The sequence below is a fragment of the Spinactinospora alkalitolerans genome (assembly GCF_013408795.1).
Classification (GTDB): Bacteria; Actinomycetota; Actinomycetes; order Streptosporangiales; family Streptosporangiaceae; genus Spinactinospora; species Spinactinospora alkalitolerans.
Genome location: NZ_JACCCC010000001.1, coordinates 207,995 through 221,217, shown reverse-complemented (window position 1 = coordinate 221,217; position 13,223 = coordinate 207,995). Strand labels below are relative to the sequence as shown.

14 protein-coding genes are annotated in these 13,223 nt (G+C 73.2%); 5 read left to right on the top strand and 9 right to left on the bottom strand.

Features of this window, described 5'->3' with window-relative positions:
* The first annotated feature begins 162 nt into the window (after positions 1–162).
* Both HDA32_RS01135 and ygfZ read left to right on the top strand, forming a co-directional pair.
* Positions 163–612, top strand: coding sequence for a Fur family transcriptional regulator (locus tag HDA32_RS01135; RefSeq protein ID WP_179641399.1), 450 nt, complete (start codon positions 163–165; stop codon positions 610–612).
* A gap of 10 nt (positions 613–622) precedes the next feature.
* On the top strand, positions 623–1,648 hold the full coding sequence (gene ygfZ / locus HDA32_RS01130) for a CAF17-like 4Fe-4S cluster assembly/insertion protein YgfZ (protein WP_179641398.1): 1,026 nt from the start codon (positions 623–625) through the stop codon (positions 1,646–1,648).
* 46 nt (positions 1,649–1,694) lie between these two features.
* Here the strand turns inward: ygfZ and HDA32_RS01125 are convergent, their stop codons facing one another.
* Both HDA32_RS01125 and HDA32_RS01120 read right to left on the bottom strand, forming a co-directional pair.
* Entirely contained in the window at positions 1,695–2,867 is a 1,173-nt protein-coding gene (locus HDA32_RS01125) for a mandelate racemase/muconate lactonizing enzyme family protein (protein WP_179641397.1), read from the bottom strand.
* 34 nt (positions 2,868–2,901) lie between these two features.
* Positions 2,902–4,080: a M24 family metallopeptidase gene (locus HDA32_RS01120; RefSeq protein WP_179641396.1), complete on the bottom strand. Its 1,179-nt coding sequence runs from the start codon at positions 4,078–4,080 to the stop codon at positions 2,902–2,904.
* A gap of 72 nt (positions 4,081–4,152) precedes the next feature.
* On the opposite strand from HDA32_RS01120, the gene HDA32_RS01115 reads away from it, so the two are divergent.
* On the top strand, positions 4,153–5,058 hold the full coding sequence (locus tag HDA32_RS01115) for a LysR family transcriptional regulator (protein ID WP_179641395.1): 906 nt from the start codon (positions 4,153–4,155) through the stop codon (positions 5,056–5,058).
* 355 nt (positions 5,059–5,413) lie between these two features.
* The gene (locus tag HDA32_RS01110) at positions 5,414–6,208 is read left to right on the top strand and encodes a GIDE domain-containing protein (protein ID WP_179641394.1); all 795 of its coding nucleotides are present in this window, start codon (positions 5,414–5,416) and stop codon (positions 6,206–6,208) included.
* Between the two features lie 76 nt (positions 6,209–6,284).
* Here HDA32_RS01110 and HDA32_RS01105 read toward each other — a convergent pair whose 3' ends face one another.
* Both HDA32_RS01105 and HDA32_RS01100 read right to left on the bottom strand, forming a co-directional pair.
* Entirely contained in the window at positions 6,285–6,995 is a 711-nt protein-coding gene (locus HDA32_RS01105; protein WP_179641393.1) for a type 1 glutamine amidotransferase, read from the bottom strand.
* Between the two features lie 14 nt (positions 6,996–7,009).
* Entirely contained in the window at positions 7,010–8,266 is a 1,257-nt protein-coding gene (locus HDA32_RS01100) for a Mur ligase family protein (RefSeq protein ID WP_179641392.1), read from the bottom strand.
* Between the two features lie 154 nt (positions 8,267–8,420).
* On the opposite strand from HDA32_RS01100, the gene HDA32_RS01095 reads away from it, so the two are divergent.
* Positions 8,421–8,792 (top strand): hypothetical protein, encoded by a 372-nt coding sequence (locus tag HDA32_RS01095; protein WP_179641391.1) that lies wholly within the window; start codon positions 8,421–8,423, stop codon positions 8,790–8,792.
* Positions 8,793–8,795: 3 nt separating this feature from the next.
* Here the strand turns inward: HDA32_RS01095 and HDA32_RS01090 are convergent, their stop codons facing one another.
* The 5 genes from HDA32_RS01090 to HDA32_RS01075 form a co-directional block, all read right to left on the bottom strand.
* Positions 8,796–10,730 carry a hypothetical protein gene (locus HDA32_RS01090; RefSeq protein WP_179641390.1) on the bottom strand — a complete coding sequence of 645 codons (1,935 nt, stop codon included), beginning with the start codon at positions 10,728–10,730 and terminating at the stop codon, positions 8,796–8,798.
* A 311-nt stretch (positions 10,731–11,041) separates the two neighbouring features.
* Positions 11,042–11,350, bottom strand: coding sequence for a DUF1416 domain-containing protein (locus HDA32_RS01085; RefSeq protein ID WP_179641389.1), 309 nt, complete (start codon positions 11,348–11,350; stop codon positions 11,042–11,044).
* On the bottom strand, positions 11,347–12,186 hold the full coding sequence (locus tag HDA32_RS01080; RefSeq protein ID WP_179641388.1) for a sulfurtransferase: 840 nt from the start codon (positions 12,184–12,186) through the stop codon (positions 11,347–11,349). Before HDA32_RS01080 ends, HDA32_RS01085 begins: the two co-directional genes overlap by 4 nt.
* 316 nt (positions 12,187–12,502) lie before the next feature.
* A complete protein-coding gene (locus HDA32_RS32000) occupies positions 12,503–12,592 on the bottom strand; it encodes a putative leader peptide (protein ID WP_376766922.1) in 90 nt (29 codons plus the stop codon).
* A gap of 273 nt (positions 12,593–12,865) precedes the next feature.
* Positions 12,866–13,186 carry a TlpA family protein disulfide reductase gene (locus HDA32_RS01075; RefSeq protein ID WP_312862993.1) on the bottom strand — a complete coding sequence of 107 codons (321 nt, stop codon included), beginning with the start codon at positions 13,184–13,186 and terminating at the stop codon, positions 12,866–12,868.
* Positions 13,187–13,223 lie beyond the last annotated feature (37 nt).

The following is a 13,223-nucleotide window of genomic DNA, read 5'->3' as shown; positions in this document are numbered from 1 at the left end:
TTTTTTACGGTCCGGTCCTGTGACCCAAAAAACACTGCCTGACCTGGGGGTTCGCCTCCGGAAGCGCGCTCCTGCGCCGCCGCAGCGCGCGACCGTCGGCGGTCCGGGAGGAACGGCGAGGGCGCGTCGGCCCGTCCCGCCGTCGACCGTAGACTCGACGGCATGGCGCACACCTGGCGTGAAGAGCTGCGGTCCCGCGGATACCGCGTCACGCCCCAGCGGCAGCTCGTGCTGGAGGCGGTCCGGGAACTGGAGCACGCCACGCCCGACGCCATCTGCGGCCGGGTGCAGCGGACCGCCTCGGGGGTCAACCTCTCCACCGTCTACCGCACGCTCGACGTGCTGGAAAAGGTCGGCCTGGTCACCCACACCCACCTCGGCCAGGGCGCGCCCGCCTACCACCTCGCCGAGGAGGCCAACCACCTGCACGTGGTCTGCCGCAGCTGCGGCGAGGTCTCCGACACCACGCTCGACGTCGCCGGCGGACTGGTCGAGGCGCTCCGCCGCGACATGGGCTTCGAGGCCGACGTCCAGCACCTGACGGTGTTCGGCCGGTGCGAGCGCTGCCGCGGCGGCTCCGGGGCGATCGCATCGCCCGGCGGATCCGCATAGTCTCGAAGACATGACTTCGCCGTTGCTGACGCGTCCCGGCGCCGTGGCCGCCGAGCCGCCGGACACCGACATCGCCGCTCACTACGGTGAGCCCGCACAGGAGCAGCGAGCGCTGGAGCGCGACGCGGGGTGGGTCGACCGGAGCGACCGCGGCGTCGTCCGCGTCTCCGGACCCGACCGGCTGAGCTGGCTGCACAGCCTCACCAGCCAGTTCCTGGACGCAATCGCGCCGGGAACCGCCACGGAGTCCCTGGTGATGGACACCAAGGGCCACATCAAGCACCACATGTCGCTCGTCGACGACGGCACGGCCGTGTGGGCGCACACCGAGCCGGGCGGCGGCGCCGACCTCGCCGCCTTCCTCGACTCCATGCGCTTCATGCTGCGCGTCGAGGTCGAGGACCTCAGCGAGAGCCGCGCCGTGCTCACCCTGGCCGGTCCCGAGCGCGAGGCCCGGCTCGCCGGGATCGCCCTGCCCGCCGACACGCCCGCGCGCCGCACCGAGGACGAGACCGACCTGTTCCTGCCCGCCGAAGAGCTGGTGCGGGTCGCCGACGAGCTGACCGGTGCGGGGGCCCGCCCCGTCGGCCTGTGGGCCTACGAGGCGCGCCGCATCGCCGCGCACCGGCCCCGGCTCGGCGTCGACACCGACCACCGCGCGATCCCGCACGAGATGGGCTGGATCGGCTCGGCCGTCCACCTGGAGAAGGGCTGCTACCCCGGTCAGGAGACCGTCGCCCGCGTGCACAACCTGGGCCGCCCGCCGCGCCGCCTGGTCATGCTGCACCTCGACGGCACCGCCGAGCGCCTGCCCGAGCAGGGAACCGCCATCGAGCTGGACGGCCGCGCCGTCGGCTTCGTCGGCTCCTCGGCCCGCCACCACGAACTCGGCCCGATCGCGCTGGGCCTGGTGAAGCGCAACGTCCCGGTCGAGGCCGACTTCCTCGTCGACGGGATCGCCGCCGCACAGGAGGTCGTCGTCAGCCCCGACACCGGAGCCAACGCCCAGATCGACCTCCGCCGCCGCCCGGCCTGACCCCGGTCCCCGCCGCACCCGCGCGGGGCGTGGTCGACGGCCCGCTCTACAGCCGCGGCAGGGACGGCGGGGCGGTCAGGGCGTCCTCGTCGTGGAAGGCGTGGGCGTCCGGGTCTTTCGCGTAGGCCTCGGCGTAGCGGGCCACCTTGTCGCGGTCGAGGGTGACGCCCAGGCCGGGGCCGTCGGGGACCGGCAGCCGGCCGCGGTCGTAGACGTGCGGTTCGGTGATCACGTCGTCGGCCAGGAGCGAGGCGTAGCACTGGTTGGCGTGGATGAAGTTCGGCGTGGCCGCCATGACGTGCAGGGCCGCGGCCATCGCCACGCCCAGCTCGCCGAGGCTGTGCTTGACCACAGGCAGTCCGGCGGCCTCGCAGATCCCGGCCGAACGCTTGAGGTTGAGCAGCCCGCCGTCCATCTGGTTGTCCACGGAGACGGCGTCGGCCGCGCCGTGCCGGACCACCTCCAGTTGGTCGAACCGGGTCCAGGAGGCCTCGTTGGCCAGCAGCGGGGTGTCCACGCGGCCGCGCACGTAGGCCATCTCGGCGAGGTTGCGGCCGGAGACCGGCTGCTCGGCCAGCTCCAGCCCGTGGGGCTGCATCGCCCGGATGGCCCGGATCGCCGCGGCCGGCGACCACGCCTCGTTGGCGTCGACCCGGATGCGCGCGTCCGGGCCGGCCCCCGAGCGCACCGCGGCGACGCGCTCGACGTCGTCGGCGATCCGGGGCGAGCCCACCTTCAGGTAGAACGTGCCGAACCCCCGCTCGGCGCCCTCGCGGGCCTGCTCCGCGGCCTCGGCGGGGCCGGCCCCGGAGACGTAGTGGAAGAAGTCGACGGTGTCGCGGAAGCGCCCGCCGAACAGCGTGACCAGGGGCTGCCCGCAGATCTTGGCCACGATGTCCCAGCAGGCCATGTCGACGGCCGCCAGCGCGGGGCTGGTGTTCCTCATGTGGTGCCAGGTCCCCACCACCTCCACGCGCTTGGTGATGCGCTCGATGCCGGTCGGGTCCTCGCCGACGACCAGGGGCTCCAGGGCGCGCAGCGCGGCGAGCACGACATCGGCCGAAGGGTAGGCCGCGGCCTCCCCGATGCCGGTGACGCCCTCGTCGGTGCGCACCTCCACGAGCACGCAGACCAGGCCGCGCCGGCGGCCGAACGCCCACACCTCGTCGGCGCGGAAGGGCACGGCGACGGGCGTCGCCTCGATGGCGGTGATCCTCATGTGGTCCTTTCCCGTTGTCGGTGCGGCGATGGGGTCAGGGGACGACGGTGAGCTCCCTGGACACGCCGGTGAGGAGTTCGCAGCCCTCCCCGGTGACCAGGGCGGTGTCGGAGACGACGTAGCCGATGGGCTCCTGCACCCACGACATGGCGTGGAACGTCATGCCGGCACGTATGGCGCGGGTGGAGCCGGGGCGGATGCCCGGCACCTCTCCGCCGCCCACCCAGCTCGGCGGGAAACCGATGCCGACCAGGTAGCCGCAGTGGTGCCGGGGCACGCCGCCCTGGGGGTGGACCCGCTCGACGGCGGCGCGCCAGGCCGCGTAGACGTCGCCGGCCACGGCTCCGGGGCGCAGCGCGTCGCGGATCGCGGCCAGACCGGCGAGCGCCGCGGCGTGCGCGGTGGCGGCCTGCGGCGGCGCGGCGCCGACGTAGATCGTGCGGCTGAGCGGGGCGTGGTAGCGGCGCACGCACGCCGACAGCTCCAGGAAGACGCCGTCGCCGGCCGCGATGGCGCGCTCGTCCCAGCTCACATGCTCCTGCTGCAGGATCGCCGTGGAGCGGATCAGCGGGGCGAACCCGGGGTTCTGGCTGCCGCCGGAGATCATCGCCTGGTAGACCGCCGCGGCGACCCGGGTTTCGCGCACGCCTTCGGCGACGGCCGCGATGCCGGCCGCCATGGCGGAGTCCGAGAGCGCGGCCGCACGGCGCACGGCGGCGATCTCGCCGTCCGACTTCACCTCGCGCAGCCGCTGCCCGACGTCGCTGGCGTCGACCCAGGTGAGCTCCTGCGTCTCGCGGCAGATCCGGGTCCGGATCGCCGGTGGGAAGAACATCGCGGAGTCCTCGACGCCCACCGCGCTGCCGGGCGCGACGTGTGCGCGCAGCGCCGCCGTGACGACCGCGACGGGGTCCTCGCCGTCGTGGAAGGGCCGGTGCACGCAACCGGGCGCGCGGGCCGCCACGGTCGGTCCCTCCATCGCGCGGGCGATGAGCTCCGGCGCGCCGTCGCGGGGGACCAGCAGCAGGGAGAAGGCGAAGTAGCCCTGGTGGTCCAGGCCGAGCAGGTAGTAGATGTTCTCGGGCGAGACCAGCAGCAGGGCGGCGAGGTCGCGGCGCGCCATCTCGGCGCGCGCGGCGTCGGTGCGCCTGGTCAGTTCGGGGTCGCTCTGCCGGATCGGCAGCGGGAGGAAGGGGTCCGCGATCGCCGTCATGCCCACATGGTGGGGTCCGAGGCCGGATACAGTCCATCGATAAATTTTTCCAAAGCCGTTAAGCTGAGCTGCATGTTCGAGACGCGCAGACTCCGGCTGCTGCTCGAACTGGCGCAGCGGGGCACCGTCACGGCGGTGGCCGACGCGGCCGCGATGACGCCCTCGGCGGTGTCGCAGCAGCTCGCCCAGTTGCAGCGGGAGGCCGGCGTCGCCCTCTACGTGCGCGAGGGCCGGCTGCTGCGGATCACCGACGCCGGATGGCTGCTGGTGCGGCACACCGAGCGGCTGCTCACCGGACTGGAGGAGGCGCACTCCGAACTCGCGGAGCTGGCCGGCTCCGTCACCGGCCCGGTGCGGCTCTCGGCGTTCCCCACGGTGGCGCGCGCCCTGGTGCCCGACGCCGTGGCCCGCTGCAGGCGCGCGCACCCCCGGCTGCGGATCGTCCTGGACGAGCGGGAGGCCCCCGAGAGCCTGGCGGCCCTGCGCGGCCACGACACCGACCTGGCGCTGGTGTACGCCTACGAGCTGCTGCCGCCGCACGACACCAGGGGCATCGCGCTGACCCGGCTGCTGACCGAGGCGTTCGTGGTGCTGCTCCCGCCCGACCGCGACCCGCCCGAGGGCGCGCTGGCGCTGGACTCGCTGGCCGACGAGACCTGGATCAGCGCCTACGGCGACACAGCGGGGCGGGCCGCGCTGGACCGCGCGTGCGCCCAGGCCGGGTTCACCCCGCGCGTCGACTACGCCAGCAACGACTACACGGTCATCATCGCGCTGGTCCGCGCGGGCCTCGGCGTCGCCCTCGTCCCCCGCCTGGCCCTGGAGCCCGGCGACAGCGACATCGTCGTGCGCCCGCTGGAGGGCGACCCCGTGACCCGGGTGATCTCGCTGGCCGCCCGCCCCGGCACCGGCCGCCACCCGGCCCTGCGCGCCCTCTCGGCCGACCTGGTGGCCACCGCCCGGGAGTGGCGGGTCTAGAGCCAGTGCCGTGAGGCCGAGGTGCGCCGAGCCGATGCCGACCGGTGCCCCACAGGTCTCCCTGTACTCAAGTAAGGCTGCCAAGGCTGCGGTCAGCGCGGCCCCCGCGGACTCCGGCCGAGGGAGCGATGAACCCGCAACGCCCTCGACAACCCCGCCCACTTCTCAACTCACGGCATTGGGCCAGAGCTCCGCTGAAGACCGCGCCGAGTGCCTCGCGACGCGTGCGGGCATCGGCCCCGATGGCCCGATCGGGACAGCATCGGCGCTGCTCCGCGGGTGGTTTCCGTGGGAACCTGGTGGCGTCCCCACGCATCCGATCCGTGTCAGGTCGGTCGAGCAGTGGAAGGAAGCCATGGAGAACACGGAGGTCTGGGCGCTGATCCTGGGCGGCATCGCCGCCGTCGGCTTCTTTCTCGGCTGGCGCGCGCGGCGCCGCAGGCTCGCCCTGCTGGACACGCCGACGATGACCTGCGCGCAGCTGGCCGAGGCGACGGCGGGCGCCCGCGCGGTCGTCTCCGAGGTGGTCGGGCAGGCCGAACCCGGTCCGGCGGGCCCGCTGACCGCGCCGTTCTCCGGGAGCCCCTGCGTCTGGTACCGGACCGAGGTGGTCCGGCACTACCGCAAGCGGGTCAGGGACGGCAAGGGGAACCACCGCACCCAGAACCGCCGCGAGACCGTCGAGAAGAACGCCTCCCACCAGCCGTTCCAGATCCGGGACACGACCGGCCGGGTCGCCTTCGACCCCGCGGGCGCCGACGTCGACTCCCCGGCCAAAAGCCACCAGCGCTACGAACGCGGCTCCCAGCGCCGCGCCACCGCCCAGGCGGCGCAGGGCGGGTCCGGGGGCATCGCCCAGGTCGCCGAGCAGGCGGTCCGGTGGCTGGGCGACGGCAGCGGGACCAAGGGCTACACCTACCGGGAGTGGATTCTCCGCCCCGAGCAGCGGCTCTTCGCGCTCGGCCAGGTGCGCCCCCACGGCTCGGAGCTCGTCATGTCCCGGCCCGACGACCGGCCCTTCGTGCTGTCGACGCGGTCCGAGGAGGCGCTGCTCAAGAACGACTGGCTGTTCCAGCGCATCTGCTTCGGCGGCGCCCTGGCGCTGGCGGTGGCTGCGATGGGGATCCTGGTCTACGGCCTCTTCTTCTGACCCGTCCCGGTCCGAGACGGCGATGGCGCGGCACCCGAGGGGGCCGCGCCATCGCCGTCGTCAGGGCCGTGGCCGACTACAGGACCGCGGCCAGCCGCTCCTCGTGCAGTCGCTCGCCCCACGACGGGGGCAGCGGCGGGAGCTGGCCGACACGCCAGCGCAGCAGCAGGTCGGCCAGCTCGGGGTTGCGCGGCAGCGCCGGGCCGTGCAGGTAGGTGCCGAGGACCTGACCCTGGTAGGCGCCCTCGGTGGCGTCGTCGTTGCCGATGCCCTTGACCACGCGCGACAGCGGCGTGGCCGCCGGGCCGATCGCGGTGCGGCCCTGGTGGTTCTCGAAGCCGGTGATCCGGCCGACGCCCAGCGACGGGTCGACGTCGGCCACGATCTCGCCCACGGCGCGGGTCTCGCCGCGACCGCTGCGGATGTCGATGATGCCGACGCCGGGGAGCGGATTGTCGTCGTCATCGCCGTAGGTCTCGCCGACGATCTGGTAGCCGGCGCAGACCGCGAAGACCGCCGCGCCGCGCTCGGCCGCCCGCTTCAGGCCGCCGTCGGCGCGCAGCCGCTCGGCGGCGAGGATCTGCGGCCGGTCCTCGCCGCCGCCGAGCAGGTAGATGTCGCCGTCGGCCGGGATCGCGTCGCTGGAGTGCACGTGCACGGTCTCGGTCGGGATTCCGCGCAGCTCGGCGCGGCGGCGCAGGATCAGCACGTTGCCCTGGTCGCCGTAGGTGCTGAGCAGGTCGGGGTAGATCCAGACGATCCGCAGCCTGCTGCTGGTGTCGCTCATGGGGGTCCCTCCCGCTACTGGACGCGGCCGTAGGCCGTACGGATCTGCTGGAAGGCGGTGTAGTTGGCGATGACGTCGATCTTGGTGATGTCGGGCTGGTCGGCCCGGCACCTGGCGATGACCTCGTCGACCCGGTCGGCGACCTCGAAGGGGACCTCATCGGTCTCCAGCCGCAACGCCAGGTCGGTGCGGCGCTCGCCCATGACGAACACCCTGCGGCCGCGCAGCACGGTGTAGTCGACGTCCCACAGCCAGGAGGTGTCCTTGCCGTCGGGGATCTGGGCGTTGACGGAGAGGATCACCGGCACCCGCGGCGGGTCGAGCACGGCGAAGGACTCCAGCCAGCCCGCCGGGTTCTTGGCGAGGAGCAACCGGACCTCGACGCCGTTGGTGACGACCGAGGTGTAGCGGCCGGCCACGGAGTGGATCTCGCGCAGGCGCGGCAGCGACTGCTCGGGGTGGATGCCGTAGGCCGCGGCCGTGGCGAGCGCGATCGCGGCGTTGGCGCGGTTGGCGTCACCGGGCAGGTTGAGCCTGAGCGGCAGCCGCCGACCGTCGGGGTCGACGACGCTGTCACCGGTGTTGTCCACCGACCAGACCGCGTCGGGACGGCGCAGGCCGCACTCCGGGCACTCCCAGTGGGGATCGGGCTCGCGTTTGAGGTGACCGCCGCACTCGGGGCAGCACCAGGAGTCCTCCTTCCAGCGCTGGCCCGCCGACACCCAGGTGGCGTGGCGCGCGCCGAGTCCGGCCCAGGCGACCAGCGGGTCGTCGGCGTTGGCGATGACGTGCGCCTCGCTCTTGGCGAGGGCGTCGCGCCACTTCTTGGCCAGGAGGTTGATCTCGGAGGCGCGGTCCATCTGGTCGCGGCTGAGGTTCATCAGCACCACGACGGCGGGGTTGGTCTCGCGCAGCACCTGGGGCAGGTACTTCTCGTCGACCTCCAGGACGCCGTTGCGGGCGTCGGGGCTGTTGGCGAGTGCCGTGATGTGGCCGGTCGGCATGTTCGCGCCGTGCTCGTTGGTGGCGATGTCACCGAGCTCGCGCAGGGCGGAGGCGATCAGCCGGGTCGTGGTGGTCTTGCCGTTGGTCGCGCTGACCAGCGACAGGCGTCGGCCGCGCGCCAGCTTGGCGAGCAGGTCCGGCTCGACCTTGAGCGCGACGCGACCGCCGATGACCGAGCCGTCGCCGCGCCCGGTGGCCCGGGACAGAGTGGCCGCGCCCTTACCCAGTGCCGCGGCAAACTGGGCCCGCAAGGGAAGTTCGCTCATGTTCTCCGCAATTCACTCGGAAACCGGAAGTACGGGATGCCTTGGTGGAGAGGCGATGCCCCCTAAGCCTATTGCCCCGGGCCCGCGCGGGAGACCGGTGACGTGCGTCGGCGGCCGTTCCCTTCCACCGCGGCGAACCGGAACAATGTATTGGATGACGTCGCAACAGCCCCGGCCCCCCTTCCCGTCCGCACCGCAGCGCGCGCCCCGTCCCCGTTGGTGGTGGGTGGCGCCGACCGTCGTGAGCCTGCTGGCGATCCCGCTCCTGCTCTGGTGCGGTGTCCTGGTGTTCGGCCTGCTGATGGCCACCGCCGGCTGCGTGGCGCCGGACGGCGGCGGCGACGAGGGGTGCACGTCCGCCCTGAACGCCGCGGCGGTGGTCGTGGGGCTGTGCGGGCTCGGCTCCCTCTTCGCCGCCGTGGCGAGCTGGTTCCCGCGCCGCCGCGAGGCCAGGTGGATCGCCGTCGGCGCCGCGCTGGCGCTTCCGGTGATCGCAACCTTCATCGGGCTCAGTGCGGGCTCGTGACGCTCACCTCCCGGCCGTCCGCCGCCAGTCCAGGCGTTCGGGCGGGGGGCCGATGTTGGGCGGCGGCTCGTCGCCCTCTGACTCGGGCGGCCGCGTCGGGTGGGCGTCGTCCACCGTGGACAGGGTGGCCGTGGGCAGGGTGAGGATGCCGGGGTTGGCGTCGGCCAGGATCGGCGCGTCGCCCGCGACGATCATCGCCGTGGGCGGCAGCGTGCACAGGCCGTAGGCGTCGCCCCGGAGAGGGCGGTCCCGGCCGCCGGGCTCCTCGGTGCCGTCGATCTCCGCCGCCTGGGCCGTCGTGCGGCCCCACGCGGTGGCGGCGCGCATGTTGCGGACGAGGTCGAGCGGGGCGACGGACCTGCTCACGTAGCGGGTCGGCATCCCGACGGTCACGCTCGTGGCCGGGTCGGTGACGTAGCTGTCGGCGATCGTGTCGCTCAGGGCCTCGCCGATGACCTCGGTGAGCCGCTGCAGCGCGAACTCGTGCGCACCGTCCAGCAGCCCGGCCGCCCGCTCCGCGGATCCGGCGTCGGGCTGGCGCATCACCACCGGCAGGCAGCGTTCGCCGCCCATCACGGCCGCGGCGTGCTCGGTGGTCTCCCGGTACATCAGCACGATGCCGGCCCCGGCGCCGTCGGCGGCGCTCACCAGCCGGTCCACCTCCCAGTCGGGGAGGGCGCCGGCCCCGCAGACCACGATCGTGTGCGCCCACGGCCGCGCCCCGCCCCCGTTCCCGTTCCCGCGCCGGGCGCGCAGGTCCAGCAGCTCGCTCAGCGCGTCGAGGGTGTAGGTGCCGTAGGCGCGCCCGGCGAACTCCCCCGACGTGCGGTCGGTGGCGATGATCTTGACCTGCGCGTAGGGCTCGTCGGCCGCCCGGGTGCCCAGGCCTTCGAACGGGATCAGCGCGCGTTCCAGTTCCCAGGCGCGCTCCATGAGCGCCCGGTCGGGTTCGAACGCCTCGCGCAGCTCCTTGTGCTGCCGGGGGGTCAGCGGCGCGAGCCCGGGGTCGTCCTCCCCGGTGTCGGACCCCTCGGGCAGCCCGAGGGCGCGCAGGGCCGCGGTGAGCAGGGCGACGGTCGCGTCGGCGCCCACGATCCCGAACACCTTCTCCAGGAACGCGTGGTCGCCGTCGATGTCGGCCCGAGGGTCGGTCGCCAGGACCGTGGAGGCCAGGATCGTGGCCCGGTCGCTGCCGTCCAGGTTGAGGCCGAGGTTCATCCGGGGCAGGTCCGCCGGCAGCACCCACACCCGCGGCGCGACGCCGCAGCGCTGGGCGAGGGAGACGAGGTCCCCTGCGACGGCCCGGCCGGACAGGTCCACGATGGTGAGGTCGCCGCCGTCGCGCAGCCGGGCCGCGCCGATCGTGGTGAGGACCGCCGACCAGCCCGCGTCGGTGCCGCCGGCGACCGCCACCGTCGCGATGCCGGGCGGCACGGTCACCCCGTACCAGCGGGGCTGCGCCTCATGGGCGCGCTTGCGCGCCTGCCACTCGGTGTGCCGCCGGGCGTGCTCCTCCTGCCGTTCGCGCAGCAGTCGCTCCTGCTCGGCCCTCGCCTCTTCGAGGCGGCGCTCCTCCCGCTCCAGGCGCTCGCCGACGGCCTGCCTGCCCTGCATCAGGGCGAACAGCACCGGCACCGCCACGAGCAGGCACGCCAAGCAGCCCACCAGGGAGAACAGTCCGGGCAGGATGCGCGCCGGCCACAGCAGCACGAACAGCACCGCGATCGCGGCGAGGGCGACCAGCACGATGACGAGCGGCCGGTTCAGGTCGGCCTCGGAGCGCCGTTGGGCCGCGATCCACTCCGGGCTGACCCGTTCGCGCTCCGAGGGCGCCGGTCGGCGCGGGGGCGGGCCGGGGTCGGGCACGAGGACCTCGTGCCGCCAGCCGAGGTGGGTCGTTTCAGAACGCTTGCGGGCGCTCGCTCGCGCGTCGGCCACCGCGTAGCACCTCCCGCCCGGTCGCGGGGACGGACCGGGGCAGCTCTCTCCTGATACGTACGCATGTCATCGAGGTGGAGACATAGTGTCACGAACCAGCCACGAAAGGGGAGCCCGATCGCGCACCGGTGGATCCCCGCCCCGCCGATCTTGGCCTTATGGGGGTCATTGCGACGTTTTCAGGCCCCAGGCGGGGTGGAAGGGCGTTCCCGCTGAGGTCCCCGCCGTCCCGACGCGAAAACGCCGGTGGTGACGGGGACCGCACCCCGTCGTCACCGGCGCTCAACCGCCGTATACGGCCCTGTCCGCCGTTACGCCCGCACCTGGAGGTCGACGACCTTCCCGGTCTCGGCCTTCACCGCGAACTCGCCGGTGAAGCCCTTGGACGCCAGGACGCGCACCTTCCAGTCGCCGTCGGCGGCGAAAAAGCGAAACGTGCCCTCCTCGCCCGTGGCGACCTCGCCGACGAAGTCGTCGGCGGCGTTCAGCAGCCGCGCGTAGGCCCCGCTCAGCGGCTGTCCGTCGCGGGTCACCACGCCCTGGATGACCGCCTGGTCACCGGCGTCCACGTCCGCGAGGGCGACGCCGCCCACGGGCGCGCCGCAACCGTCGTTGCTCACTTGGCCTCCCCGAGCTCGACCGGCACGCCGACCAGCGAGCCGTACTCGGTCCAGGAACCGTCGTAGTTCTTCACGTTCTGCAGGCCGAGCAGCTCGTGCAGCGCGAACCACGTGTGCGACGAGCGCTCGCCGATCCGGCAGTAGGCGATGATGTCCTTGTTCAGGTCGACGCCGGCCTCGGTGTAGAGCTCCCGAAGCTCCTCGTCGTTCTTGAACGTGCCGTCGTCGTTGGCGGTCTTGGACCACGGGATGTTGCGGGCGGTCGGGATGTGGCCCGGCCGCTGCGCGGTCTCCTGGGGCAGGTGCGCCGGGGCGAGCAGCTTGCCGACGAACTCGTCGGGCGAGCGCACGTCCACGAGGTCCTTCGTCCCGATCGCGTCGACGACCTCTTCGCGGAACGCGCGGATCGAGGCGTCCTGCTCCTGCGCGGTGTAGTCGGTCTTCCGGCGCTCGGGCACCTCCTCGACCAGCTCGCGGGAGTCGAGCTCCCACTTCTTGCGGCCGCCGTCGAGCAGGCGGACGTTCTGGTGGCCGTAGAGCTTGAAGTACCAGTAGGCGTAGGCCGCGAACCAGTTGTTGTTGCCGCCGTAGAGCACGACGGTGTCGTCGTTGCCGATGCCGCGCTCGGAGAGCAGCTTCTCGAAGCCGGCCCTGTCGACGAAGTCACGGCGGACGGGGTCCTGGAGGTCCTGCTTCCAGTCGACCTTGATGGCGTTGCGGATGTGGCCCTTGTCGTAGGCCGAGGTGTCCTCGTCGACCTCGACCAGAACGACGTTGGCGTCATCCAGGTGAGCCTCCACCCAGTCGGCGTCCACAAGGACGTCGGAGCGGCTCATGGGGAACCTCCTTGATTCGTTTGCCGTGCGATGTGTGTTGTCCGCGGATCCCGCGCTGCGCCGCTCGGCCCGAGAGGGCCGGACGGCGGAGGGCGGGGTAGGTCTCGCAGCCCGGGCGGAAGCCGAAGGCGGCGTTGAGGAATGCGGCGGAGAGCGCGACCGCGGTGGCGGCGAAGCGCTGCCCTCTGGGTTCGACCTGCATGGTGGGTTCCCAGCGCGAGAGCGGTGCTAGAGGAGTCGGAGAAGACGGCGACGCGGAAAGACGAGCGCGTGGCCGGTTGCCGGGCAGGGCGCGAGCGCGCCACTGCGGTCCGCTCTAACGGGCAGCGTGACAGAGCGCGGTGGCGACGCGGCAGAAGTCGACCGCGCGCCGCTTCGTCAAAAGCGCCTCTGTCAGGGAAGTCACGGTCACGATGTTACGGGCTTGGGAACGTGATGTCACGAGTGTGCTGATTCACAGCACGGACCAAGACGACCGGATCGGTCGGCTTCGGCGCCGGCCCGCCGGGGTCCGGGTCGGCTGGATCGGTGATGGGGGTTGGAGTGCTGTGGCCGCAGTTCTCCGTTCACCACCGCGTGGCCTTGGAAGGCTGCCGTCAGCGCGCCGGCAACAGCCCCACCAGGCCCGCAGAACCACGGCAGGACCTGGAGACGATCCCAGCCCTCTCCCACCAGCGATCTAGGAGACCGCCCGGCCGAGGGCCGCGATGACGTCGGCCTTGCGGGGCTGGCCGCCGGCGCGGGTGGTGATCCGCCCCTCGGCGTCGAGCACCAGGACCGTGGGGGTGCCCAGGACGTCGAGCCGCCGGACGAGGGCGAGGTGGGACTCCGCGTCGATCTCGACGTGGCCGACGCCCTCGACCATGGCCGCGACCTCGGTCAGCACCTGCCGGGTGGCCCGGCAGGACCGGCAGAAGGCCGAGGAGAACTGGACGAGCGTGGCCCGTTCGCCGAGCCGGGCGCCCAGGTCCGCCTCCGTCAGCGACGGTCCGGCGCGCACGTTCACCTCCGTATCCGCGGCGGGCGCTGCCGCGCCG